This window comes from Proteus sp. G2609 (assembly GCF_963896135.1).
Lineage (GTDB): Bacteria > Pseudomonadota > Gammaproteobacteria > Enterobacterales > Enterobacteriaceae > Proteus > Proteus mirabilis.
On the sequence record NZ_CAWQNB010000030.1, the window covers coordinates 138,884 to 165,150 of the forward strand.

Genomic DNA, 26,267 nt, shown 5'->3' on the forward strand with positions numbered 1-26,267 from the left:
TTAACGTACCTTTAATGTCGCTAAACCAATAAGGACTAACATAAGAGAGATGATCCAAAAGCGGACAATCACACGAGGCTCTGGCCAACCTTTTAATTCATAGTGATGATGGATTGGCGCCATACGGAAAATACGTTGGCCGCGCAGTTTAAATGAACCTACTTGTAAAATAACCGAGAGCGTTTCAACAACGAACACGCCCCCCATAATCACTAATAAAAATTCTTGGCGTAATAACACGGCGATAGTACCTAATGCGCCACCTAATGCTAAAGAGCCAACATCACCCATAAAGACTTGGGCAGGATAAGTATTAAACCAAAGGAAGCCTAATCCCGCGCCGACAATGGCGGTACAAACAATCACCAATTCGCCTGCATGCATTAAATAAGGAATTTTTAGGTAGCTGGCAAAATTGACATTACCTGTAGCCCATGCAACTAATGCAAATCCAGCCGCTACAAACACCGTAGGCATAATGGCTAAGCCATCTAAACCATCGGTTAAATTTACCGCGTTACTGGTGCCAACAATGACAAAATAAGCCAGTAAGATATACAACATGCCAAGTTGTGGCATGACATCTTTAAAGAAAGGCACGACAAGTTGCGTTGCTGGGGTATCTTTACCAATCGCGTACATACTAAATGCAACCGCTAAAGCTAATACCGATTGCCAGAAATATTTCCAACGCGCTATTAAGCCTCGAGTATCTTTACGCACTACTTTGCGATAATCATCGATAAAACCGATGATGCCATAACCAATTAGCACCAAGAGTACACACCATACATAAGGATTATCTAATCGCGCCCACAATAAGGTTGATACAGCGATAGAAAATAGGATCATGATCCCACCCATGGTCGGCGTACCACGTTTGCTAAAGTGTGACTCAGGGCCTTCGTTACGCACCACTTGCCCGATTTGCATTTTTTGTAACCATGCAATTAAATGGGGTCCCATCCATAACGCAATAATTAATGCCGTCAATAAACCAACAATCGCTCTGAATGTCAGATAAGAAAACACATTAAAAAATGTATGATATTTAACCAAATATTCGGCTAGCCAAACTAACATTCAAAGCACTCCTTTAATGCGTTCACGATATCCTCCATTGCTGAGCTTCGTGAACCTTTTACTAAAACTGAAACAACATCATGCTGCTGTAATAATGGAATTAATTGGGTAAGCAAATCAGCTTTAAATGAAAAATGCTCACCGCCTTCATTTTCTTGACTAATAAACTGGCTGTAATGACCCACGGTTAATACCCGATCGATACCGACTTGATGAGCAAAACGTCCCACGTCACGGTGACATTTTTCTGAATCCTCGCCTAGTTCAGCTATATCTCCAGCGACAAAGATTTTATATCCTGGTAATTGAGATAATACTTGCAGCCCTGCCATCATCGACCCATCATTAGCATTATAGGTATCATCTAACACTATTTTTCCTGTTGTTAATTCAACAGGATAGAGTCTGCCAGGTACGGCTTTCAGTACCGCTAAACCTTGCTGAATATCCGTTAATGTCGCCCCTACCGACAAGGCTAACGCACTTGCGGCTAACGCATTGGCAATATTATGGCGACCAGGTAAAGGTAGGGTGATTGCTACACACCCTTCTGGCGTATGCAATGTAAAATCGGTGGTGAGTTGATTAACAACGATATCCGTTGGGTAGAAATCGGCCTGAGTGTCTGCAGATAAAGAGAAAGACCACTGAGTTTGACGTGAGTTAAAATGCTGTTGCCATAGCGCAACATCATTACTTTGCTGATTAATAATGGCTGTGCCTTGCTCTTTTAAGCCAGTGAATATTTCACCTTTAGCTTGAGCAATCCCTTGTAAGGAACCAAAACCTTCAATATGTGCAGAAAAAAGATTATTGACCAATGCACTATCGGGTTTAACCATATCCACGGTATAGGCTATTTCACCAATATGGTTAGCACCAAGTTCAATCACGGCAAAACGATGTTCAGGGGTTAGACGAAAGAGTGTCAGGGGAACACCAATATCATTATTTAAATTGCCATGTGTATATAAGGTTTCACCACAGTGACGCAGTATCGAAGCCGTCATTTCTTTAACGGATGTTTTACCCGAAGAGCCCGTTAATGCCACAATTTTAGCATTGCTAAGCGAACGGATATAAGCGGCAATATGCCCCATTGCTAAACGGGTATCTTTTACGATGATTTGTGGACATTCAACATCGATTTTCCGATTAACTAAAACCGCAACGGCACCCTTTTGTTTGACATCAGCAATAAAGTCATGAGCATCAAAACGATCACCTGCTAAAGCAATAAACAGACAAGCATCATCAATTTTACGGCTATCGGTAGAAATTGATTTGATCATTAATTGATTGGCTTGGCTTTGAGTAATAGTACTCAACACGCCTTGAGTGACTTGTGCAATGGTTTCGAGAGAAAGCGCTATCATGCGATCACCCCCAATAACCGTGCAACAGTTAATCGGTCAGAATAATCAAGACGGCGAGTGCCAACGATTTGATAATCTTCGTGCCCTTTTCCTGCCACTAAGATCATATCAGCGGGAGAGGCTTGCATTACTACATTCGTCACGGCTTCTGCTCGACCTTCAATCGCTAATGCACGACCAGGATCCATTAACCCAGAAAGGATATCTTGAATAATGGCTTGTGGCTCTTCACTACGTGGATTGTCATCGGTGATAACCACTTTATCAGCAAACTGCTCTGCTACAGCGCCCATTAGTGGGCGCTTACCTTTATCTCTATCACCACCACAACCAAAGATACACCACAGTTTGCCAGTACAGTGTAAGCGTGCCGCTTGTAACGCTTTTTCTAAGGCATCTGGCGTGTGGGCATAATCAACGATCACCGTAGGACGATTATCCGCACTAAATACTTCCATACGACCACAAACGGGCGTTAATGCACTGGAAGCTTTAATCACTGCATCAAGAGGGTATTCAAGTGCCAAAAGTGTAGCTAAAGCACAGAGTAAGTTACTGACATTAAAAGCCCCCATTAATGGGCTTTCAATTTCACCTTCTCCCCAACTTGAATTAAAATGGATAGTGGCACCCGCATCATGGTAATTGATTTGTGTTGCTTGCACATAGCGTCCTTGCCAATTTGCCGGCAATTTATCCGCCATAGTCACCGCCACTGCATCGGGTAGATGCGTCAACCATTTATGCCCTACCGCATCATCAGCATTAATGATTTTTTCGCCACTATGGTGGGTCGAAAATAACAACCATTTAGCCTGTTCGTAATTGGCCATATCACCATGATAATCAAGGTGATCGCGACTTAAGTTGGTAAATACGCTGGCGACAAAAGGTAGCGCACTAACGCGCCCTTGAACTAAACCGTGTGACGAAACCTCCATTGCGGTAAAGGTAGCGCCTTGATTAACTAATTGCTGTAATTCTAATTGGATATCAACCGCTGAACCGGTTGTATTCATTGCCGGAACAATATGATCTAATAACCCATTGCCTACCGTTCCCATAACGGCACTGACTTCACCTAAACCTTGCGCCCACTGTGCTAACAATTGTGTTGTTGTCGTTTTTCCGTTAGTACCAGTGACACCAATCAGCTTTAATTTATCTGCCGGTTGATGATAAAAAATTCCTGCAAGTTTTGATAATTGACAATTTAGGTTTTCAATATAAATAACGGGTATACCATGACTTTCACGAATTTCGCCATGAGTAGCAATACCTTCAGCTTCCGCTAAAACAGCGCAAACACCTTGTGCAATTGCCTGAGGAATATAGCGTCTACCATCCGTTTCATGGCCTTTAATTGCCACAAACAGATCACCACTCGCGGCTTTTCGGCTGTCGAGTGTCATGTCTTTAAGCGTTAAAGACGGTGCTTGTATCCCGAGTGCCCCTAATAGGTCACTTAAATTAGGATCTGCCACTTGTATCCTCTTTTTTATTAATCACTATTTCACTTTTATCGTCTGGCGTTAATGCATCAGGCTCTACATTCATCGTACGTAGAACCGCGCCCATAATTGTGCCAAACACTGGTGCAGAAACTGCACCCCCATAATATTTGCCCGCTTTTGGCTCGTTAATGATCACTACTAAGGCAAAGCGTGGACGGCTTGCCGGTGCAACACCGGCTGCATAAGAAATGTAGGCATTAATATACTTTCCATCTGGGCCGACTTTTTTCGCGGTCCCGGTCTTAATCGCAACACGATACCCTTTGATCGCAGCACGAACGCCACCACCGCCCGGTAAGGCGACACTTTCCATCATATGAACCACTGTTCTCATGACTTTTTCAGGAAAAACGCGAGTACCCGGTACAGGAGGGTCGACTTTAGTAATAGAAAGCGGTCGATAAATACCAAAACTACCGATAGTTGCATAGACACGCGCTAACTGTAATGGCGTTACCATTAGCCCATATCCGAATGAGAAGGTGGCCCTTTCAAGATCGGACCACCGTTGTTTTTTTATTGGAAATATGCCACTACTTTCACCAACTAGCCCCAAGTTAGTTGGTTTTCCGAGGCCAAAACGGGAATAAACATCTACCAGTTCAGACGCCGGCATCGCTAACGCAAGGCGAGATACCCCTACGTTACTCGATTTCTGTAAAATTCCAGTTATCGAAAGCTCACGATAAAGCGCAACATCTTTTATCTGATGACCACTAATTCGATAAGGAACAGTATTAATAACGGTATTTTCTTTAATAATATTATTGTTTAGCGCACTCATAACCACCATCGGCTTTACCGTAGAGCCTGGCTCAAAAATATCGGTGATAGCTCGATTACGCATCGCATCTTTTGGCGTTCCCGCTAAATTATTCGGGTTATAGGATGGGCTATTTGCCATCGCTAACACTTCGCCTGTATTGACATCAACCAAAACCGCCGTACCTGATTCGGCTTTATTTTCAATGACTGCATTGGTTAACTCTCTATACACAACAGATTGTAAACGCTCATCAATGCTTAACATTAAGTTGTGAGCAGCTTGGCTATCTGTTTGAGCAATATTTTCAATCACACGGTTAAAGCCATCTTTGCGTACAACTCGCTCTCCGGGGGCACCGGTAAGCCATTGGTTAAAGCTTTTTTCAACCCCTTCAATACCATCGCCATCAATGTTTGTAACACCAATGATGTGAGCGGTCACTTCTCCTGAAGGATAATAGCGTTTGGACTCTTGGCGCATGTTTATCCCTTTGATTTTCAGCTTACTTATGTAATCACTAATTTCAGGATTAACTTGGCGCGCAAGATAGATAAAACGAGCGGAAGGTGTTGCAGAAATTTTTTGAGAAATTTGATTAACGGGAAGTTTTAATGCATCAGCAAGTGCTAACCAACGTGAATCGGTCATATCAGGGTTAGCTTCTAACACAACTTTAGGATCAGCCCAAATAGCATATACAGGGACACTCACCGCCAATGGTCTTCCCATACGATCGCTTATCATGCCACGAGCAGTGGGGACTTTTTGCACACGTAAAGAGCGCAGATCCCCTTCGCGGATCAGGGGATCTGGGTTAATAATCTGTAAATAGGCAACTCGTATTAATAACGCCGCTAAAGCAATACCAATACCACCGCAAAGCAACGCAAAACGCCAACTCACAAATCCTGTTTTTTCTTCAGGTTTACGGAGTTTGGCATTTGACTTTGTCTTTGTCTTCGCTTTTGCCGAACGTGAAAATTTCATACTTGCCTTAATTATTTAGTAACCACAATATTCTCTTTAGTTGGATCAACATGAACCATGCCTAACTGTTCACTTGCAAAACGTTCAACTCGGCTATGGTCCGCCAATGCATTTTCCTCAAGGATCAAGTTGCGCCATTCAATATCCAATACATTTTTTTCTAACACTAAGCGCTCTTTTTCTGCTGTCAGTAAGCGTGTTTTATGTGCTGTCGTTACCACATAGATCGCTGAGATAATAACGGCGAAAAAAAGAATAAGTGGCAATTTGCCGTGACGCAGTAAATCTTGTCCTATCACTCCCGGTAATGAATGGCGTTCAGTAGACATTTATTCCTCAATACGCTGTGCGACACGTAAAACAGAACTTCGCGCTCGTGGATTCTCCTCAACTTCAACACCGGTAGGTTTCATTTTATGAATGCTACTCAGGCGAGCACTTCCTAGTGCTTTAATTTGTTCTTCTGTTAATGGGATCCCCGCTGGAACAACAGGCCCTTTACTTTCATCTCTTATAAAGCGTTTAACTAATCGGTCTTCTAAAGAGTGGAAACTAATCACCGATAAACGCCCTGCTGGCGCTAAAATAGACACGGCGCCTTTTAATGCTTTTTCAATCTCATCTAACTCGCTATTGATATAGATACGGATCGCTTGAAAGCTACGTGTTGCAGGGTGCTTATGTCGCTCTTTTACTGGACTTGCTTCACTAATCAAATCCGCTAACTGTTTAGTACGTGTTAATGGCTCTTCAGTTTTATTACGCGCCACAATGGCACGGGCAATGCGTTTCGCGAAACGCTCTTCACCGAAGGTTTTTAGCACCCAAGTAATATCATCTTCTTCGGCATTCATTAACCACTGTGCAGCTGATTGTCCTGTGGTTGGGTCCATACGCATATCGAGTGGCCCATCACGCATAAAAGAGAATCCTCGTTCAGGATCATCTAATTGCGGTGAAGAAACGCCTAAATCTAATAATACGCCATCAACTTTGCCACTTAAACCTAACTCATTGATATAGTGTTCAATATTTGAAAAAGGCCCATGAATAATAGAGAATCGTGGATCATCAATTTCATTTGCCACTGCGATAGCTTGTGGATCTCTATCAATCGCAATGAGACGGCCTTGTTCACCTAATTGCGATAAAATCAGACGAGAGTGCCCACCACGGCCAAAAGTACCGTCAATATAAATACCTGAAGGTTTAATATTCAGGCCGTTTACTGCTTCATCCAGTAATACACTGGTATGGCTAAAATTATTCGTTGTCATTATTTAAAGTGATAAATCCAATAGTCGTGTCGATAACGGTTCCTGTGAGGTTTGCTCTGCCAAAATGTCTTCTTTGATCTGTTGATACCAGACCTGTTCATCCCACAATTCAAATTTATTGAATTGACCGACTAACATGACCTCTTTGGTTAGCCCCGCGTGCTGTCTTAGCGTGCTAGCTAACAAAAGACGTCCTGCGCTATCCATTTGGCATTCACTGGCATGCCCAAGTAATAAACGCTGCACTCTTCGTTCGGCGGGGTTCATGGAAGAAAGCGCCGCCAGTTTTAACTCAATTTTTTCCCATTCAGGAAGGGTATACAGCAATAAACATGGCTGATTGAGATCAATGGTACAGACCATTTGACCTTCAGAAGCCTCGTTCAGCGTTGTTCGATAACGGGAAGGAACTGTTATTCGCCCTTTGCTGTCGAGATTAACGAGTGTTGCACCACGAAACATCCTCATTTCCCTCAGCGTTATAATTTACACCACATTATCCCACAAATCCCCACAAATAGAGTTTACGGATCGTATGAAAACGTTGTCAAGCCAGTTGTAGGACGCTTTATTGATATTTACAGTAATTTTATAATCTCATCGAAATGAACAAATTATCAGCAGGCTAAAAAAGAAGAATATTAACACTATGATTCCTATCGGTTATTTTTTATTTTTCTTATTTGTTCTCAAATAGTGATTATTTATAGAGATGAAAAAGGGAAAAATAAGATAAAGAAGTCATAAAAAGAAAATGACCTATTTAATGAGATAATGCCTATTTATTGTCGTTCATTTGCCTTTAACCAACATAACAATACAAAGCCCTCTTTAAATTAAAGAACTGGCTTAATCTACTGAAAAAATAATGTGATATCATGTAGATAATTTTTTACTGTCGAGTTTTCTTTCTGCAAAGTTAATAAATAAATTATTTTATTTAAGTAATATCACTTATAGAAATATCAAAATTTCACCCGCGAATTAAACAAAACACGATAAATTGTAAAAAAACGTTTAAGATTAATCTCAAATTTTATTTTATTTAAGTCACCCGACATTATTTAACCAAATAAACTATCCCTGCTTTAATTTAATAAAGCAGGGATAGTCATTATAAAAAATGCTGAGTCAGAAAGTGAACTCTAATTAACGAGTACGTCCTAAACTACCTCGGCGACATAAATCACGTCGAATACGTGTAATACCGGCTTGTGGTTTTTGCTCTTCTTCAAGACTTGCTAAAACCAACTCTAATACACGTTGTGCAATATCACGATGTCGCTGAGCCACCGATAATACTGGACATTCGAGGAAATCTAATAATTCATGATCACCAAATGTAGCAATCACTAACTGCGTAGGTAAGCGTCCACTTCTTTGCAACGTTACATCCATCACACCTTGTAATAGCGCAAAGGAGGTCGTAAAGAGTGCATCAGGCATCGGGTTATTATTTAACCATTCCGAAAATACCTCTGCCGCCGCTTCTCGTTCATAACTATTCGCATAAAGATAAGTCACTTGTCGTGGATCATCTTGCCACACACTACGAAAGCCCTGTTCACGTAAAAAACTGACTGATAGTTCGGGCAATGCGCCTAGATAGAGAACCGATTGAGAAGGAAAAGCTTTAAGCTCACTCGCTAACATTTTTGCGTCTTCTAAATCATCACCGACGACACTAATAAAATGTTCACTCTCTAACGCCCTATCTAAGGCAATGATAGGCAACGAACGATTAGCCCAACGCTGATAAAATGGGTGCTCTGGGGGTAATGCCGTTGATACAATAATGGCATCAACTTGGCGTTGTAGTAGATGTTCTACACAACGAATTTCGTTGTCAGGTTGATCTTCTGAGCAGGCAATCAGCAATTGATAACCACGTTGACGCGCTTGTCGTTCAAGATAATTGGCAATTCTGGTATAACTGGTATTTTCCAAATCAGGAATAACCAAACCTATAGAACGCGTACGACCAGCACGTAATCCCGCGGCAACAGCGTTCGGGTGGTAATTGTGCTCTCTGACCACCGCCATCACTTTTTCAACAGTCTTGTCACTTACACGGTACTGTTTAGCTTTACCATTAATGACATAACTCGCTGTTGTTCGTGAAACACCAGCCAAGCGGGCGATTTCATCCAGTTTCACTTTAGCCTCTTCTAATTATTAATAGGGTATTTATTACATTATTGCTATGGTTTTCAGTCATCATGCTGATCTGAATCTGTATTTTAACACAATTTACTGATAAAACCGTATGCGTCAACGTTTCCGTTTATACCTTTTACCAATTACTTGCATTGTTACTGCCTATGACTTACCTAAAGTGCAATAAAAAAGCACCTTTACGGTGCTTTTTTGTCTGGTGATCACGACTCTTGATACATCTGCTCAATTTCATTTCGATAGCGTTCAGAAATTATTTTACGTCTTAATTTTAAGGTAGGTGTCAATTCTCCAGACTCCATCGTAAACCCTTCCGCTAATAGGGTAAATCGTTTAACTTGATGGAAACTAGCAAAATTACGTTGCATTTCACGCAAGCGTTCATCAAATAATTCTTTGATCTTAGTATGGCGTAATAACTCTATCCGATCGTGATATTTTAAATTTAATGCTCGAGCATGTTCTTCTAATGCATCAAAGCAAGGCACGATCAGTGCAGAAACAAATTTACGGGTATCTGCAATCACAGCGATATGCTCAATAAAGCGATCTTGCCCTAATGTACCTTCAATCATTTGCGGTGCAATATATTTTCCATTTGAGGTTTTCATAAGATCTTTCAAACGTTCGGTAATATACAACATCCCATCTTCATCTAATGCACCCGCATCACCGGTACGTAACCAACCATCTTCAGTAAACGCGGCAACCGTCTCTTCAGGCTTATTAAAATAACCTTTCATCACGATACTACCACGCACTTGGATCTCGTTTTCTTCGCCTATACGTACCTCAACCCCCGGTAACGGAGTACCAATAGAGCCTAGTTTATAATGGTTTTCTTCCCAACAAGATACCGTGGCACAAGTCTCTGTCATGCCATAACCATATTTAATATTAATACCCGCGGCTAAGAAAAAGCCGATCACCGCATCATCTAAACGAGCACCTGCGGCAGGTAAAAAACGAACTCGCCCACCTAAAATTTGACGTAGTGGTTGAAGAACTTTTTTATCCGCAAAGCGATAACACCATTGAGATAGTACACCTAATGAACGTCCAGCTAAGTGTGCCTGACGTTGTTTTTCACCCTGTTTAAGAGCCCATTTAAACATCCATTGGCGTAGTCGAGGTGCTTGAGAAACTTTCTCTTGAATGGCGCTATATACTTTTTCGTAAAAGCGTGGCACAGCACACATAACCGTTGGTTTTACTGCAGCCATTGCTTCCCTTACGGCATGGGTATCTGTGAGATAAACATTAATAGCCCCAGTATGCATAACATAGAAGCTCCATGCCCGTTCAAATACATGTGATAACGGTAAAAAGCATAATGAAACATCTTTATCCGATAATGAAAGGCGCTGATCATGCAGATAAAGTTGAGAAGCCAGATTGGTGTAATCAAGCATAACACCTTTAGGCTCACCTGTTGTACCCGAGGTATAAATCAGTGTAAACAAATCATCTAAACAACATTCATCAATACGTTGTTGTAGCAGAGAATCATATTGAGATTGACAGTCACTGATTAAGTTTGTCAGATGATAAGAAGGTATTGTCGGATTTAAAACGACCTGAGAATTAAACACAATAATATGTTTAAGTTGCGGGCATAATAGCGCTAACTCAGAAACAACGTCATATTCCTTTTGGTCACCAACAAAAAGAATACGAATATCCGCATCATTGATGATATAAGCGGCTTGTTCCACACTACTTGTTGCATAAAGAGGAACTGTGACAGCACGCAACTGCAAAGTAGCAATATCAGCAATAGACCAATCAATGCTGTTTTGGGAAAAAATCCCCACATTTTCTTGAACAGCCACGCCCATATCGAGTAATGCATTTGAGAGTGCACGTGTTTTCTTTGCTACTGACGCCCATGACATGGCGATTTCAGACTTAGCCTCCCACTGACGATAAGCCGTTTTTTCCCCAGAAGATGAAAATTGCATCTGCAATCTTCTAATTATATGATAATCATATAGATTATTATTATTTATCATGATTTTCCTGTTATTTATGGAAAAGCGTAGGAATAATTAAGTTGAAATAAAGAATAATGTCATCTTCTAATTTCAGCTTACACCTGTTCGCTGACTTATCTGAAAGTCTAAGTGATCCGCAAAAATAAAGGAATCTAATTTTACATAAATTTGTAAAATTGTGAGTCATGAAAAGTTTTGTCAATTTCATCATACTAATGAAAATGTAAAAATGAGCCTGAACACTTTGTGAACAAACAAAGTATTAACAAGAAAAACATAATAAAATCAAAAAGTAATTAGATAAATTTATTCATTTACAAGATTAATGACAGAGAAAATAAAGAAAAAAATCGATTAGATGACAATAGTTGCAACTGATAGGGATAGGATAACAATTAGGGCAAAAATAGTGACAGCTACCCAAGAGACTTATCTTTATTATTTACTATTAAAGAATATCTTTTATTGGTTATTAGCAGTAAGCTAACGTTATCTGCCACTATTTCTGCATAATTAGCATAGAGTGCTAATTATGAGTGAATCACTCTTAGTTTTGACAAACCTCACTAAGTAAATTTTTCATCCATAAATGGCCTTTATCTCGCGCCGTTGACTCATGCCAAATTAAATAGCATGGACGTTCTACCTTCTCCCAAGGTAATGATATCGCCTTAATGTTCAATTGTTCTGAATAGCTTTCAACTAACCATCTAGGCGCAATAGCGACCGAATAAGTTTTTGAGACTAGATTTAATACACTATTTAAATCAGTACCTTCATAAGTAATTAAATCTTCTAACTCTGTATTCTTATAATAAGCCGCACTAAAAGACCCCACATCTTCTAAAGAAACAATAGAATGATGCTCATTTAATAACATCTCTTCAGTAACGCTTTCTTTAATTCGTGGGTGTTGGTTAGAGACAGCCAAAACCACTTCATCATTGAATAAAGGGTGTGAATGAAACTCTGGTTTATCAAATTGTTTATAATTAATAAAGAACTCAACTTCCTGATATTTTAATTGGTGTTCAATATTACTATTCAAATAAGACTTAATATTTACATTAATATTAGGGGTTTTATTTTTTATTCTCTCTACAATTTTTGGCGCTAACTTGATATCTAATGGACTGCAAATAGATAAGCTAAACACACGATCACTTTGTTCCGGTTCAAATCCCGCCCCTGGCAATTCATTATGGACTAATTGTAATGCTTGTCGAACAGGGCCAAATAATTGTTTGGCTCTTAATGTTGGTTGAATACCTCGGCCATACCGAACAAATAACTCGTCATTAAACATGATCTTAAGACGAGAAACTGCATTACTGACTGCCGGTTGAGACATACCTAACACCTGTGCTGCTCGTGTGACATTTTGCATTTGCATAACAGCATCAAACACCGTTAATAAATTAAGATCAACATTACGTAAATGCATATCTGCTGACTCTTTATTGGTCGTTGTTGCTGATGTGTAATCCGTCATTTTTTACTCCACTATGTTATTATAATTGGCGAATTAAAACTTATTAATAATATAAAAGCATATTAATAAATTATATATCTAACCATGACTGTAACTTTTATAAAAATATTACTACTTATTATTCATCATCCATGTACATCACAAAATGTATAACACAAACACCAAAAAATAATTCATCTTTATATTAAAGAGAATAAATTGACATTTAAATTACATATTAATGAAATGATTATACCGATATATATTACAACCTGTTTTACCTTATGCCTTGCAAATAATAAAACAAAATATGATAAAAATCATAATAAAATAATAAAATCTATCACCTTACAGGACACTTTCAGAACTATTACAGTCACCACGGTAATAATTTTTATTCTTATATTCAAAATGTTGCTCAAATTTATTGATATTGTTGTTAACTACAACCGCTCATCCCCCTGATAGTTAGTTGTTCAAAAAAAAAGCAAACAATTGTTTAATTTTTTATTTCACTCCCCGAGAGCGATTATGTGAAACATTAACCTAATCAATGATTGTTTGATAGATATAATCATTACTAAAAATTTAGATATTAGTCAGAATTACTAAGAATAAAATATAATTCACACATCAAAACAAATTAAAAAATTCCAATGCTTGACATAATGATTGGTATCCGGTATCAATAAATAAACATTATTAAGAACAAATGTAAGGATGTTTCATGTTAAACGCAATTTTACTATCAAGCCTACTACTATTCGCAACATTGATGCGCGGTCGGCTGATGGGTAAAAAATGAAACATACCTACCCTTAGAGAAAAACCCGCGCTAATCGCGGGTTTTTTTATACCTGGGAGAGCGCAAAAAACGAAATAAAAAAGTATAAGGAACAGATTATGAGCAACAATGTGATTATTTTTGACACCACATTAAGAGATGGCGAACAAGCATTGCAAGCTAGCTTAAGCGTAAAAGAGAAGTTACAAATTGCTTATGCCTTAGAACGTTTAGGTGTAGATATCATTGAAGCGGGTTTTCCTGTCTCTTCCCCTGGGGATTTTGAATCTGTACAAACCATCGCTCGAGAAATTAAAAATAGTCGCATTTGTGCGTTAGCTCGCTGTGTTGATAATGATATTGACGTTGCCGCAGAGTCATTAAACATTGCCGAGGCATTTCGTATTCATGTTTTTTTAGCCACCTCCGCTTTGCATGCTGAACATAAGTTAAAAAAATCCTTTGATGACATTATTGAAATGGGAACACGCTCAATTAAACGCGCCCGACGCTATACTGATGATGTTGAGTTTTCTTGCGAAGATGCGGGGCGTACCCATATTGATAATTTATGTCGCATTGTGGAAAGTGCCATCAACGCGGGCGCAACAACCATTAATATTCCAGACACCGTAGGTTATACCACGCCTTATCAATTCGGTGGCATTATCACTAATTTATTTGAACGTGTACCTAATATTGATAAAGCGGTGATCTCCGTTCATTGCCATGATGATTTAGGTATGGCTGTTGCAAACTCTATTACCGCAGTACAAGCAGGTGCAAGACAAGTTGAAGGGACTATCAACGGCTTAGGTGAACGAGCCGGTAACTGCGCTTTAGAAGAAGTGATTATGGCGATAAAAGTACGTGAACAAATGATGAATGTACAAACGCGTATTAATCACAAAGAGATCTACCGTACCAGCCAGTTAGTCAGTCAATTATGTAATACCCCTATTCATGCCAATAAATCCATCGTTGGCTCGAATGCCTTTGCGCACTCCTCTGGTATTCACCAAGATGGCGTACTGAAAAATCGTGAAACTTACGAAATTATGACACCTGAATCAATTGGTTTAAAAGAGGTGCAATTGAACTTAACGTCTCGCTCTGGTCGAGCTGCGGTAAAACACCGTATGGAAGAGATGGGCTATCGCGAAACAGATTATAACTTAGATTCTTTATATGCCGCTTTCTTACGTTTAGCTGATAAAAAAGGCCAAGTTTTTGACTATGACTTAGAAGCATTGGCTTTTATGGGGCAACAGCAACAAGAGCCTGATGAGTTTGTAATGAACTATTTTAATACTCAATCCGGCTCCTCAACAGTTGCCACGGCCAGTGTCAGCATTAGTCGTAAAAATGAAGAAATCACTGAAGCAGCAACAGGAAATGGTCCCGTTGATGCTGTCTATCAAGCTATTTCTCGTGCTACAGGTTATCCCTTAAAACTGGTGACTTATCAATTAACAGCCAAAGGTGAAGGACGAGATGCATTAGGACAAGTTGATATCGTAGTTGAATACCAAGGACGTAAATTTCATGGCATGGGATTAGAAACTGATATCGTCGGTTCATCCGCCAACGCCATGATGCATGTTATCAACAGTATTTGGCGTTCAGAGCAAGTCGAAATAGAAAAACGCAAACACCATACAACACAAGAAGCGGTTTAATCATTATGTCTAAACATTATCATATTGCAGTATTGCCCGGAGATGGCATTGGCCCTGAAGTTATGGCGCAAGCACAAAAAGTGATCGATGCGGTAAATAAACGATTTTCACTGAATATCACGACCAAAGAGTACGATATTGGTGGTATTGCTATCGATAATCATGGCACACCATTACCGGCAACCACCTTAGCTGGATGTGAGCAAGCTGATGCGATTTTATTCGGCTCTGTGGGGGGGCCTAAATGGGAGCATTTACCGGCAGATCAACAACCGGAACGTGGCGCATTATTACCTTTACGTAAACACTTTAAATTATTCTGCAATCTGCGCCCAGCTCGTTTATATAAAGGTTTAGAAGCTTATTGTCCATTGCGTGCTGATATTGCGCAACGCGGTTTTGATATTTTATGTGTCCGTGAATTAACTGGGGGGATCTATTTCGGTCAACCTAAAGGCCGTGATGGTGAAGGTCGCGAAGAGCGTGCTTTTGATACCGAGGTTTACCATCGCTATGAAATCGAACGTATTGCTCATTTTGCTTTCAAATCAGCGCAAAAACGTCGTTATAAAGTCACGTCGATTGATAAAGCCAACGTTTTACAAAGCTCTATTTTATGGCGTGAAGTCGTCACTGAGGTCGCTAAGCAATACCCTGATGTGACCTTGCAACATATGTATATCGATAATGCGACAATGCAATTAATTAAAGATCCAGCGCAATTTGATGTATTGCTGTGCTCCAATATCTTTGGCGATATTTTATCAGACGAATGCGCCATGATCACCGGTTCAATGGGCATGTTGCCCTCTGCAAGCGTAAATGAAGCACATTTTGGTTTATATGAACCCGCAGGTGGCTCCGCACCAGATATTGCCGGTAAAAATATCGCCAATCCAATAGCACAAATTTTATCAACCGCCCTATTACTGCGTTATAGCTTTAATGAAGATAAAGCAGCCCAAGCCATTGAAGAAGCAATTACAAGAGTACTAGCAACAGGCTATCGCACCGCAGATTTAGCGGGAGAAGGAAACGCAATAACAACCGCAGAAATGGGTGATCATATCGCTCAGTTTATTCAAGAAGGGGCATAACATGGGTAAAACATTATATCAAAAAATTTACGATGCACATGTTGTCAGAGAAGTAGCGAATGAAACACCTATTATATATATCGATAGACATTTAGTGCATGAAGTGACTTCACCTCAAGCTTTTGATGGTTTAAGAACCAAAGGTCGTGCTGTTCGTCAACCCAACAAAACCTTTGCCACAATGGATCACAACGTTTCAACTCAAACCAAAGATATCAACGCCTGTGGTGATATGGCGCGTATTCAAATGCAAGAGTTAATGAAAAACTGTCAAGAATTTGGTGTGACCTTGTATGACTTGAATCACCCATATCAAGGAATTGTTCATGTTATGGGGCCTGAACAAGGCTTAACTTTACCAGGCATGACAATTGTTTGTGGCGACTCACATACAGCAACACATGGTGCCTTTGGCGCATTAGCTTTCGGTATTGGCACTTCTGAGGTTGAGCACGTATTAGCAACACAAACCTTAAAACAATCACGTGCTAAAACCTTAAAAATCGAAGTACAAGGCAAAACAGCCAATGGCATCACGGCAAAAGATATCGTATTGGCGATTATCGGAAAATTAGGTAGTGCGGGAGGTACGGGGTATATCATTGAATTTACGGGAGAAGCTATTGAAGCTTTGAGTATGGAAGGGCGAATGACGTTATGCAATATGGCGATAGAGATGGGGGCAAAAGCAGGCTTAGTTGCTCCTGATGAGACTACATTTGCTTACTTAAAAGGACGTCAATTTGCCCCTCAAGCCCCATTGTGGGATGAAGCTGTCGCCTATTGGAAAACGTTAAAGTCGGACGAAGATGCTATTTTTGATGCTACTGTGACGATTAATGCCGCAGAGATTGCACCACAAGTGACTTGGGGGACGAATCCGGGACAAGTGATTGCTATTGACCAAATTGTTCCGCGATTGAACAGTTTTAACGATCCTGTTGAACGAGCTAGCGCCGAAAAAGCCTTAGCTTATATGGGATTAACTGAAGGTGTTAACTTAACTGATATTACAATAGATAAAGTTTTTATAGGCTCTTGCACTAACTCTCGTATTGAAGATTTACGCGCAGCAGCAAAGATAGCTAAAGGGCATAAAGTCGCCTCCCATGTACAGGCAATTGTTGTTCCCGGCTCAGGCCCTGTTAAAGCCCAAGCAGAAGCAGAAGGTTTAGATAAAATTTTTATTGAAGCAGGTTTTGAATGGCGTTTACCCGGCTGCTCAATGTGCTTGGCAATGAACAATGACCGATTAAATCCCGGAGAGCGTTGCGCATCGACCAGCAATCGTAATTTTGAAGGTCGCCAAGGTCGTGGTGGCAGAACTCATTTAGTCAGTCCGGCAATGGCCGCTGCCGCCGCCATTCATGGACATTTTGCTGATATTCGCACTTTTGCAACAGTATCATAACGGAGAGCCTAATGAATAAATTCACACAACACACTGGAATTCCAGTACCTTTAGATGCTGCCAACGTGGATACTGATGCGATTATTCCCAAACAATTTTTACAAAAAGTCACTCGCACAGGATTTGGTAAACACTTATTTCATGATTGGCGATTTTTAGATGATGAAGGCACCCAGCCTAACCCATCATTTATTTTAAATCAGCCCATCTATCAAGATGCTTCTATTTTATTGGCGCGCGAGAATTTTGGTTGTGGATCTTCTCGCGAACATGCGCCTTGGGCGCTCACAGATTATGGCTTTCATGCGGTGATCGCGCCGAGTTTTGCTGATATTTTTTACGGCAATTCCTTTAATAACCAGTTATTGCCAATCAAATTAAGTGATGAGCAAGTTACCCAGTTATTTAATTGGGTAACAGAGCATGCTGGTACGCCTATTACCGTTGATTTAGTTGCCCAACAAGTGATCGCCGGTGAATTATGCTTCTCATTTGAAATCGATGCATTTCGCCGTCATTGCATGATTGAAGGATTAGACAGTATCGGATTAACGTTACAACACCAAGCAGAGATAAGTGCTTATGAAGCTAAACAACCTGCTTTTATGCGTTAATCACTGACTCAATTACCTTATTTCACTGTTTGTTATCTGTAAAAATTTAAACTTTGTCATTCTCGCCGCTATTTACCTCGCGGCATTTTTTTTCAATAAAACGAACAAAAAAGCCAGTGAACTATTATCACTGGCCGGTAATCACCGCATGCTCAAAGGGGGAGTCTGTTAGTATTCATAATTTGTGATAACTAACATAGGAGCTAACTTTAAACACAAACATTATCGGTCTAATATAAGGAAATTAAAATTGATCACTTTAATAAGGGATTTCCTCTTTTATGACATCACCCCGCTTAGAGTTGCAATTTATTCGCTTATGGCAAGCTTTTGAGGGAAAAGAGACTGAAACCACATTACAAGAGCTTGCTGAAACATTACATTGCACTCGTCGCCATGTGCGTTCGTTACTAAACAAAATGCATCAAACTGGTTGGATAGATTGGCAAGCAGAAGTAGGAAGAGGAAAAAAATCCACCCTGACTTTTCATTCTAACGCCTTTGACATCCAACAAAGCCGAGCAGAGCGATTACTGGAAGAAAATGATATAGAAAAGCTCGTTGCACTGATGGGCGATAAAGACTCGTTACGGCAAATGGTGCTTTCACAGATTGAAAAAAGCTTTCACCCTAGCCAACAACGTCTACGAATAATTTACTATCGCCCTTTTCGTAATTTATTACCCGGTACGCCGCTTCGGCGCTCTGAATTACATTTAATGAGCCAAATATTTAATTCATTACTTCACTTAAAAGAGGAAAATGGGGAAGTCGAAGCGGAATTAGCCCATCACTGGCAGATGATCAGCGAGCAACATTGGCGCTTTTATTTACGCCCTGCTATCTATTTTCACCATGGACGAGAATTAACCATAGAGGATATCAGCACCTCTTTAATGAGAATGAAAGTCTGCAATCCACTTTATGCACATATTGAGAAAATAACCTCACCGCAACCTTATGTTATTGATATTTATTTAACCGTACCGGATAAACAATTTGCCACCCTATTAGGTAGTCCACAAGCAGCGATCTTACCCCAAGAATGGCGAACTCTCGCTAATTTTTCTCAGCACCCCATTGGCACAGGGGCATACCAAGTGATGAGCAATGATCAACATAAACTGCAAATCAAAGCGTTTGATCGCTATTTTGGTTTACGCGCACTATTAGATAACATCGATATTTGGGTGGTTCCTGAATTAAAAGACAAAATGGTTTGCTCTACCCTTCATTTAACCGATGATGATACTCATAACAACTCACTGGAAAGCCGCAAAGAGGAAGGCTGTTATTTTTTACTTTACGATAGTCGCTCAACACAATGCCAACAACCTGAGATCCGCGAATGGCTTAGTAGTGTATTAACACCGGTGAATATGTTGGCCCATTGTGCGCCCTCTTATCAACGCCATTGGTCACCTGCTTATGGTTTATTGTTACACTGGCACCATAGCAAACTGATCCCACCGCATGCTAAACCCGCTTCGCTCACAAAACTGACCATTACACTGTATAAAGAGCACCACGAATACAGCACTATTGCTGAACTGATCAAAAAAATCTTATCTGACTATGATATCGAATTATCTATTCAAGTGCTTGATTATGAACAGTGGTATTATGGTGATGCAAAGAGTGATATCTGGTTAGCTACCGTCAATTTCTATAAACCGCTCGAGTTTTCTATTTTTGCAGCACTTTATGAACTGCCTCTATTTCACCAGTGCATGGGTAAACGTTATGAAGATGCCCTAGCCTTATGGCGTCAAAAAGTATTACCGCTTGAAGAGTGGTGTCGCCAATTAACACAAAATAATTGGCTTTTCCCGTTATTTCACCATTTACTTGAATTACAAGGGCAACGTACGATACGCGGTGTAAAAATGAATACCTTTGGTTGGTTTGATTTTAAATCGGCATGGTTTATACCTGATTTAGAAACGCCCCCATTCAAATAACGTTTTCACTTATAATTATGTTAATTCACAGAAACCTGCAAAGTTATAAACACCAACAGTAAGGCCTAGGGGATTTATTCACTTTTTCTGTGGATATCTATGTGAAAAAGAGTGAGATAATCAGGGTATAGTTTTTATATTAGCGTACAGGCTGTTGAAACATTTTTTAAAATATCACTTATAATTCAAATTAGTAGATAAGCTTTTATCCCTATTTCAACGATTGGATAAACCAATGAATAAAGTCCAATGGTTAAATTGTACGAAAAACAATCATAGTCGGTTTTATCCACAGGTTGTGCCGATTAGTTAATCGAAATAGGCAGATTTTGGGGAATATCGGCAAAAGTCAAGGCTGTAAATCAGAACAGTGATCTCACTTTTGCGGAGTTATCCCACAAAGCTGTGGATAACCTAGTGCAAAAGCCTGTTTATGATCTAAGGATAACCCTGAACAACTTATATCATTTATTATTAAAACCTCGATTCACATAAAAAAATGATGATATATCATGCTATTATGTTTTAACTTAAATCAGTGAAAAAACATTTTCCATCATCCTTTTTTTCTGTTTATTTATTGTACAGGAAGACAGTTATTTATGTTTACGCCACCAGCAGCACCTGAAAATGAATCCGTTTTACTCGCACGAGCACAAGCGCTGGCTGGTTATACCTTCGGTGAACTCGCTGCTTTTGCACAGCTTTCTATTCCTGAAAATTTAAAGCGTGATAAAGGTTGGGTTGGTATGCTATTGGAATACTATTTAGGTGCCAGTGCCGGCAGTAAACCTGAACAAGATTTTTCTCATATCGGTGTTGAGCTAAAAACCATCCCTATCGACCGTTTTGGTATGCCATTAGAAACCACCTTTGTTTGTGTAGCCGCACTTACAGGAAACAGTGGGATCACATGGGAGAATAGCCATGTAAAACGCAAGCTGTCAAAAGTATTATGGGTACCTGTAGAGGGAGAACGGGAGATCCCATTAGCACAGCGTAGAGTCGCTTCCCCGCTACTTTGGAGCCCCAATCATCTTGAAGAAGAGCTACTGCGTCACGATTGGGAAGAGTTAATGGATATGATTGTCTTAGGAAAAGTAGAAAGCATTACTGCGCGTCACGGACAAGTATTACAAATTCGCCCTAAGGCTGCTAACAGTAAGGCATTAACCGAAGCCATTGGTGAAAATGGACAACGCATCATGACACTTCCCCGTGGTTTTTATTTAAAAAAGAACTTTACAGCGCCACTGATTGCTCGTTATTTCCAACTTTAATGCGTTACAGTAAACAAAATGCCCCGAGTTATCTTAGTGAATAACTCGAGGCACATCGTATTTTTTGCTGGTAAATTATTAAACACAGTGAGTTGATGCTAATCGAACGCCTACTGCTCTGGTGATTTCTGTCAATGTTGTCAGTGTTGGATTACCATTTTCAGATAATGCTCGATAAATATGTTGTCGAGATAATCCTGATTTTTTCGCAATCACGCCCACTCCACCATGAGCCTCAATAATTTGCCGTAATGCAATTAAAAATGCACCTATTCCCCCAGGCTCATAAATACCTTCTAACGCCGTTTGCAAATACACCTCAGCATAATCAGGATCTTCTCGTAGTTCATTTATCATCTCTAAATCATGGTCAAGATATGCAGGAACAGTTTTTCTTTTTACTATATCTATTTTATATGGCATTTGCTTTCCTTATTGCCAAAGTCCTAATTGTTGCTTATAAATCACACTAAAAATGTAACTTATAACAGACAAAAATCAAAGAGGAAATATTTTTCGTACACACATCATAAAAAATGCCCCGAGTTATCTTAGTGAATAACTCGGGGCACAAATAATAATTATGATTAATTAATCAATAATTAACGATAGACAATACCGCCATCTGTTAAGATAGCTTGACCCGTTATATAGTCGGAATCATCACTTGCCAAGAAGGAAACTAACGCAGCTACGTCATCAGGAGTTTGAGCACGACCTAGAGCAATACCGTCCACATATTTTTTATAGGTCTCACCTTTTGGTGCTCCAGTAATTTCAGCGAAACGCTCGTCAATCTCAACCCACATATCGGTGCCGACAATGCCCGGGCAATAAGCATTAACAGTGATGCCTGCGCTTGCATACTCTTTAGCTGCCGCTTGTGTTAATGCACGTACTGCAAATTTAGTGGCAGAATAAACCCCTAACATGGCAAAACCATCGTGCCCAGCAATAGAAGATGCATTAATAATCTTCCCTTTATGGCCTAATGCTTTAAATTTCTCAGAAGCGGCCTGAATACCCCACATCACACCATTAACGTTAATTTTGAAGATCCGATCCATATCTTCCGGGGTCACATCTGCAAGAGGTTTCACCTGTGCAATACCTGCGTTATTGATCATAACATCAAAACCGCCTAAGGTTTTTTCAGCATGTTCAACAGCCGCAAAGACTTCATCACGGTTGCTAATATCTGCAGCAAAGGTCGTTACTTTACGCCCTAAAGCTTCAATTTCTTTTGCTACATCGGATAATTTATCTGCTTTTAAGTCAACCAGAGCAATATCGGCACCCTCTTTAGCAAGACGTAATGCGATACCACGACCAATTCCCTGAGCAGCACCTGTAACTAAAATTACTTTACCATTCAAAGCCATTGTCTTTCTCCTGAATATTTACAGATGAAAAAGCTCTTCCAAAAAAGAACTTTATTAATAATTTAACAGTAGCAATTAAAGTGCGATGTGACAAAGAAATGATCATTCACTAATAAACATAATAAGTAGAATAGAATATAGTGAAAATAATTATCATTTAGAATAACAAGTTACCAAAAGGCCATCATCTGTTGCAAAAGAGCAGATGATCTTTTTTACTCATTAACTTTATAGTTAGCAAAAAATGCTTAACTCATTCATTTAATGGATAAAAATAAGGCAATATCTAAATAGATATTGCCTTGACATTATTTATGACAAAAAAAAGTAATTATTTTTTAGCCGCTTGCAGATATAGCATATCAAGTGCAATGGTTGCTCCGGCAAGGGCAGTAATATCTGATTGATCATACGCTGGCGATACTTCAACTAAATCCATGCCTACAATATTTAACGGCTGTAGAGCACGCAGCATTTTCAGCGCCTTATCCGTGGTTAATCCACCCACAACCGGTGTTCCTGTACCCGGTGCAAATGCGGGATCAAGGCAATCAATATCAAAAGTCAAATAAACAGGAAGTGAACCCACAATCTCTTTAATTTGCGCGACTAAATCATCAACGCCACGATCATTAACTTGTGCAGCATCCAAGACAGTAAAGCCGTTATTAGTGTCATGCTCGGTACGAATACCAATTTGCACTGAATGCTGTGGATCAATCAAACCTTCATTAGGAGCATGATAGAACATCGTACCGTGATCAAACTTACTGCCATTAGCATAAGTATCGGTATGAGCATCAAAATGCACCAAAGCCATTTTGCCAAAGTGTTTAGCGTGAGCACGTAATAGCGGTAATGTCACAAAGTGATCACCACCAAAGGTTAAACATCTTTTACCTGCTGCTAGCAATTTTTCCGTATGAGCTTGTAGCTTATCACTCATATCTTGCGCATCACCGAAGTTAAATACTAAATCACCACAATCAACAACTTTGAGGCGTTCACGCATATCGAAGTGCCAAGGCCAGCGATGTCCTTCCCACGCTAAGTTAGTCGAAATCTGGCGAATAGCGCCGGGTCCATGGCGAGTACCTGCACGACCTGAAGTTGCCATATCAAAAGGCACCCCAGTGATCACCCAATCAGCATCACTGCTATAAGGTTGAAAATTCAGTGGAAAACGTAAAAAACCAAATGCATTTGAGATCAAAGAATTATCAGTCTCATTACCTAACGTACAATTTTTCATGCCATTACCTCTGTTACTTATTTTAACAAGCAACATATAAATCAATATGATAGATAAAGAGTGATGTATCAACACCACTCTGCATTAGGAAGTAAGCATTACTCCTCTTCTTCCAGATAGGTATAACCGTATAAGCCACTTTCAAATTCAGTTAGGAACTGCTCTTGGAGTGCTTTATCTAACTGTGCATTTTTCACTTGAGTACGGAAGCGCTCCAACAATACCGCTGGATTAAGTTTTACATATTGAAGCATATCCGCAACGGTATCACCCTCTTCACTCAACTGATAAGTAAGATTGCCTTTCTCATCAAGATAAACATCAACAGCAGCTGTATCACCAAATAAGTTATGCATATTACCAAGGATTTCCTGATACGCGCCCACCATAAAAAAGCCAATCATTGGTGGATATTCAGGATCATAAGCTGGCATTGGCATCGTGGTTTCGACCCCATCACCATCGACATAATGATCGATAATACCATCTGAATCACAAGTGATATCTAGCAATACAGCACGGCGATCGAGCGGTTTATCTAAACCTTCAATTGGCAATACAGGGAATAATTGATCAATTCCCCAAGCATCAGGCAATGACTGGAACAGTGAAAAGTTGACATAGAACTTATCTGACATACGCTCTTGCAGTTCATCAATAATCGGGCGATGGGCTCGATTACTTGGATCTAAATCATATTGAATATGACGACAGATATTCAGATATAACTCTTCCGCCCATGCACGCTCTGTCAGACTTAACATACCGTGTACATATTGAGTATGGACATCATGTAAATCTAATTGGCTATCATGCAGCCATTCACGCAATGAACGGCTATTCCCTTTGGTTTGCATCTCTTCCCATGTTTCCCAAAGGCTTGCGATAGGTCTTGGTGCATCTTCGTCCGGCGGCGTGATTGCAGTAAATTCGTTACGTTCAACACCAATAACATTGGAAATAAGCACCGTATGATGCGCAGTTAATGCTCGACCTGATTCTGTAATAACGGTTGGATGAGGTAATTCATTTTCATCACAAGCATCACCAATCGCCCAAATCACGTTATTAGCGTATTCATTAAGGCCATAGTTAACAGAGCAATCAGATTGTGAGCGCGTACCTTCATAATCAACGCCCAAGCCACCACCAACATCAAAATACTGAATATTGACCCCTAATTTATGTAACTCAACATAAAAACGGGCTGATTCACGCACACCTGTCGCAATATCACGGATATTAGCCATCTGTGATCCAAGGTGAAAATGCAATAACTGCAAACTATCTAAACGACCAGCTTGGCGTAGCGTATCAATCAGTTGTAGTACTTGTGTTGCAGCTAGGCCGAATTTAGATTTTTCACCCCCACTGGCTTGCCATTTACCTGAGCCTTGAGAAGCAAGGCGAGCACGAACCCCTAAGCGGGGGATCACTTCTAAACGTTCGGCTTCTTCAAGTACCATTTTTATCTCAGACATTTTTTCAATGACCAAGAACACTTTATGACCGAGCTTTTCCCCTGTAAGGGCTAAACGAATATATTCGCGATCTTTGTAACCATTACAAACAATCACCGAACTGGTCATATTGGCATGAGCAAGCACTGCCATTAATTCAGCTTTAGAGCCAGCTTCTAATCCTAATGGCTCTCCAGCATTAATCAGCGATTCAATCACACGACGCTGTTGATTGACTTTAATTGGATAAACTAAAAAGTAATCCCCTTTGTAGCCATAAGACTCACGTGCACGATGAAAAGCGGCATTAATTGAGCGCAAACGGTGCTGTAAAATTTGTGGAAAACAAAACAGCGCAGGAAGGCGTAAATGTGAATGCTCTTCTTGTACTTGCTTAACTAATTCTGTTAAATCCAGCGTTGCTTCAGGCACATCAGGATTTGGGCAAACACTAATATTGCCGCGATTATTCGCGCAGTAGTATCCTCCCCCCCAATATGTGATGTTATAAGTCTGTTGCATCTTACGAGCGATGTTATCATTCATGACATTCTCCTTAGGGAGTATGAGTTTATACCTTGCCTGTCACTATAGTAGTCAATAATTTCATGGCTAGCTGAAATGACCGATAAATAACAGTTAGAAGTAATGACTCACTATATATTTTTGTATGATTATCCAGCCTAACGCAGGATATAGTAGTA

20 protein-coding genes are annotated in these 26,267 nt (G+C 40.0%); 6 read left to right on the forward strand and 14 right to left on the reverse strand.

Going from position 1 to position 26,267, the window contains the following annotated elements:
* From mraY to leuO, 10 genes are all read right to left on the reverse strand, one after another.
* On the reverse strand, positions 1-1,083 hold the full coding sequence (gene mraY / locus AACV01_RS09660; protein ID WP_004248563.1) for a phospho-N-acetylmuramoyl-pentapeptide-transferase: 1,083 nt from the start codon (positions 1,081-1,083) through the stop codon (positions 1-3).
* Positions 1,077-2,459 (reverse strand): UDP-N-acetylmuramoyl-tripeptide--D-alanyl-D-alanine ligase, encoded by a 1,383-nt coding sequence (gene murF / locus AACV01_RS09665; protein WP_161682781.1) that lies wholly within the window; start codon positions 2,457-2,459, stop codon positions 1,077-1,079. Before murF ends, mraY begins: the two co-directional genes overlap by 7 nt.
* Positions 2,456-3,943 carry a UDP-N-acetylmuramoyl-L-alanyl-D-glutamate--2,6-diaminopimelate ligase gene (murE, locus tag AACV01_RS09670; RefSeq protein WP_017827190.1) on the reverse strand — a complete coding sequence of 496 codons (1,488 nt, stop codon included), beginning with the start codon at positions 3,941-3,943 and terminating at the stop codon, positions 2,456-2,458. Before murE ends, murF begins: the two co-directional genes overlap by 4 nt.
* A complete protein-coding gene (gene ftsI, locus AACV01_RS09675) occupies positions 3,930-5,726 on the reverse strand; it encodes a peptidoglycan glycosyltransferase FtsI (protein WP_004248565.1) in 1,797 nt (598 codons plus the stop codon). Before ftsI ends, murE begins: the two co-directional genes overlap by 14 nt.
* An 11-nt stretch (positions 5,727-5,737) precedes the next feature.
* On the reverse strand, positions 5,738-6,055 hold the full coding sequence (gene ftsL, locus AACV01_RS09680) for a cell division protein FtsL (protein ID WP_004244124.1): 318 nt from the start codon (positions 6,053-6,055) through the stop codon (positions 5,738-5,740).
* Positions 6,056-7,003, reverse strand: coding sequence for a 16S rRNA (cytosine(1402)-N(4))-methyltransferase RsmH (gene rsmH / locus AACV01_RS09685; protein ID WP_004244125.1), 948 nt, complete (start codon positions 7,001-7,003; stop codon positions 6,056-6,058).
* A gap of 3 nt (positions 7,004-7,006) precedes the next feature.
* Entirely contained in the window at positions 7,007-7,465 is a 459-nt protein-coding gene (gene mraZ / locus AACV01_RS09690) for a division/cell wall cluster transcriptional repressor MraZ (protein WP_004248567.1), read from the reverse strand.
* Between the two features lie 687 nt (positions 7,466-8,152).
* On the reverse strand, positions 8,153-9,160 hold the full coding sequence (cra, locus tag AACV01_RS09695) for a catabolite repressor/activator (RefSeq protein ID WP_004244128.1): 1,008 nt from the start codon (positions 9,158-9,160) through the stop codon (positions 8,153-8,155).
* A 221-nt stretch (positions 9,161-9,381) separates the two neighbouring features.
* Complete coding sequence (locus tag AACV01_RS09700) at positions 9,382-11,190, reverse strand: AMP-dependent synthetase/ligase (protein WP_017627927.1); 1,809 nt, start codon at positions 11,188-11,190, stop codon at positions 9,382-9,384.
* Positions 11,191-11,719: 529 nt separating this feature from the next.
* Complete coding sequence (gene leuO / locus AACV01_RS09705; RefSeq protein ID WP_004244135.1) at positions 11,720-12,664, reverse strand: transcriptional regulator LeuO; 945 nt, start codon at positions 12,662-12,664, stop codon at positions 11,720-11,722.
* Positions 12,665-13,546: 882 nt separating this feature from the next.
* Between leuO and leuA the strand changes: the two genes are divergently transcribed.
* The 6 genes from leuA (at position 13,547) to mutH (ending at position 21,469) form a co-directional block, all read left to right on the forward strand.
* The gene (leuA, locus tag AACV01_RS09710; protein ID WP_004244137.1) at positions 13,547-15,106 is read left to right on the forward strand and encodes a 2-isopropylmalate synthase; all 1,560 of its coding nucleotides are present in this window, start codon (positions 13,547-13,549) and stop codon (positions 15,104-15,106) included.
* A 5-nt stretch (positions 15,107-15,111) separates the two neighbouring features.
* Entirely contained in the window at positions 15,112-16,203 is a 1,092-nt protein-coding gene (gene leuB / locus AACV01_RS09715; RefSeq protein ID WP_004244138.1) for a 3-isopropylmalate dehydrogenase, read from the forward strand.
* A gap of 1 nt (position 16,204) precedes the next feature.
* Entirely contained in the window at positions 16,205-17,614 is a 1,410-nt protein-coding gene (leuC, locus tag AACV01_RS09720) for a 3-isopropylmalate dehydratase large subunit (RefSeq protein ID WP_004244139.1), read from the forward strand.
* An 11-nt stretch (positions 17,615-17,625) separates the two neighbouring features.
* Complete coding sequence (leuD, locus tag AACV01_RS09725; protein WP_012368238.1) at positions 17,626-18,228, forward strand: 3-isopropylmalate dehydratase small subunit; 603 nt, start codon at positions 17,626-17,628, stop codon at positions 18,226-18,228.
* Between the two features lie 281 nt (positions 18,229-18,509).
* The gene (gene sgrR, locus AACV01_RS09730; protein ID WP_161682783.1) at positions 18,510-20,189 is read left to right on the forward strand and encodes an HTH-type transcriptional regulator SgrR; all 1,680 of its coding nucleotides are present in this window, start codon (positions 18,510-18,512) and stop codon (positions 20,187-20,189) included.
* Between the two features lie 602 nt (positions 20,190-20,791).
* Positions 20,792-21,469: a DNA mismatch repair endonuclease MutH gene (gene mutH, locus AACV01_RS09735; RefSeq protein WP_049197532.1), complete on the forward strand. Its 678-nt coding sequence runs from the start codon at positions 20,792-20,794 to the stop codon at positions 21,467-21,469.
* Positions 21,470-21,547: 78 nt separating this feature from the next.
* On the opposite strand, the gene AACV01_RS09740 is transcribed toward mutH, so the two are convergent.
* From AACV01_RS09740 to speA, 4 genes are all read right to left on the reverse strand, one after another.
* Positions 21,548-21,892 carry a helix-turn-helix domain-containing transcriptional regulator gene (locus AACV01_RS09740; RefSeq protein ID WP_020946032.1) on the reverse strand — a complete coding sequence of 115 codons (345 nt, stop codon included), beginning with the start codon at positions 21,890-21,892 and terminating at the stop codon, positions 21,548-21,550.
* A 179-nt stretch (positions 21,893-22,071) separates the two neighbouring features.
* Positions 22,072-22,851, reverse strand: coding sequence for an acetoin reductase (locus AACV01_RS09745; protein WP_004244145.1), 780 nt, complete (start codon positions 22,849-22,851; stop codon positions 22,072-22,074).
* A 331-nt stretch (positions 22,852-23,182) separates the two neighbouring features.
* Positions 23,183-24,103, reverse strand: coding sequence for an agmatinase (speB, locus tag AACV01_RS09750; protein ID WP_004248574.1), 921 nt, complete (start codon positions 24,101-24,103; stop codon positions 23,183-23,185).
* A 98-nt stretch (positions 24,104-24,201) separates the two neighbouring features.
* A complete protein-coding gene (speA, locus tag AACV01_RS09755; protein ID WP_046334668.1) occupies positions 24,202-26,109 on the reverse strand; it encodes a biosynthetic arginine decarboxylase in 1,908 nt (635 codons plus the stop codon).
* Positions 26,110-26,267 lie beyond the last annotated feature (158 nt).

Bases quoted from the DNA above. Each gene is read 5' to 3' on its own strand.
- mraY (WP_004248563.1), bottom strand. From the start codon at position 1,083: ATGTTAGTTTGGCTAGCCGAATATTTGGTTAAATATCATACATTTTTT.
- murF (WP_161682781.1), bottom strand. From the start codon at position 2,459: ATGATAGCGCTTTCTCTCGAAACCATTGCACAAGTCACTCAAGGCGTG.
- ftsI (WP_004248565.1), bottom strand. From the start codon at position 5,726: ATGAAATTTTCACGTTCGGCAAAAGCGAAGACAAAGACAAAGTCAAAT.
- ftsL (WP_004244124.1), bottom strand. From the start codon at position 6,055: ATGTCTACTGAACGCCATTCATTACCGGGAGTGATAGGACAAGATTTA.
- rsmH (WP_004244125.1), bottom strand. From the start codon at position 7,003: ATGACAACGAATAATTTTAGCCATACCAGTGTATTACTGGATGAAGCA.
- mraZ (WP_004248567.1), bottom strand. From the start codon at position 7,465: ATGTTTCGTGGTGCAACACTCGTTAATCTCGACAGCAAAGGGCGAATA.
- AACV01_RS09700 (WP_017627927.1), bottom strand. From the start codon at position 11,190: ATGATAAATAATAATAATCTATATGATTATCATATAATTAGAAGATTG.
- leuO (WP_004244135.1), bottom strand. From the start codon at position 12,664: ATGACGGATTACACATCAGCAACAACGACCAATAAAGAGTCAGCAGAT.
- leuA (WP_004244137.1), top strand. From the start codon at position 13,547: ATGAGCAACAATGTGATTATTTTTGACACCACATTAAGAGATGGCGAA.
- leuB (WP_004244138.1), top strand. From the start codon at position 15,112: ATGTCTAAACATTATCATATTGCAGTATTGCCCGGAGATGGCATTGGC.
- leuC (WP_004244139.1), top strand. From the start codon at position 16,205: ATGGGTAAAACATTATATCAAAAAATTTACGATGCACATGTTGTCAGA.
- leuD (WP_012368238.1), top strand. From the start codon at position 17,626: ATGAATAAATTCACACAACACACTGGAATTCCAGTACCTTTAGATGCT.
- sgrR (WP_161682783.1), top strand. From the start codon at position 18,510: ATGACATCACCCCGCTTAGAGTTGCAATTTATTCGCTTATGGCAAGCT.
- mutH (WP_049197532.1), top strand. From the start codon at position 20,792: ATGTTTACGCCACCAGCAGCACCTGAAAATGAATCCGTTTTACTCGCA.
- AACV01_RS09740 (WP_020946032.1), bottom strand. From the start codon at position 21,892: ATGCCATATAAAATAGATATAGTAAAAAGAAAAACTGTTCCTGCATAT.
- AACV01_RS09745 (WP_004244145.1), bottom strand. From the start codon at position 22,851: ATGGCTTTGAATGGTAAAGTAATTTTAGTTACAGGTGCTGCTCAGGGA.
- speB (WP_004248574.1), bottom strand. From the start codon at position 24,103: ATGAAAAATTGTACGTTAGGTAATGAGACTGATAATTCTTTGATCTCA.
- speA (WP_046334668.1), bottom strand. From the start codon at position 26,109: ATGAATGATAACATCGCTCGTAAGATGCAACAGACTTATAACATCACA.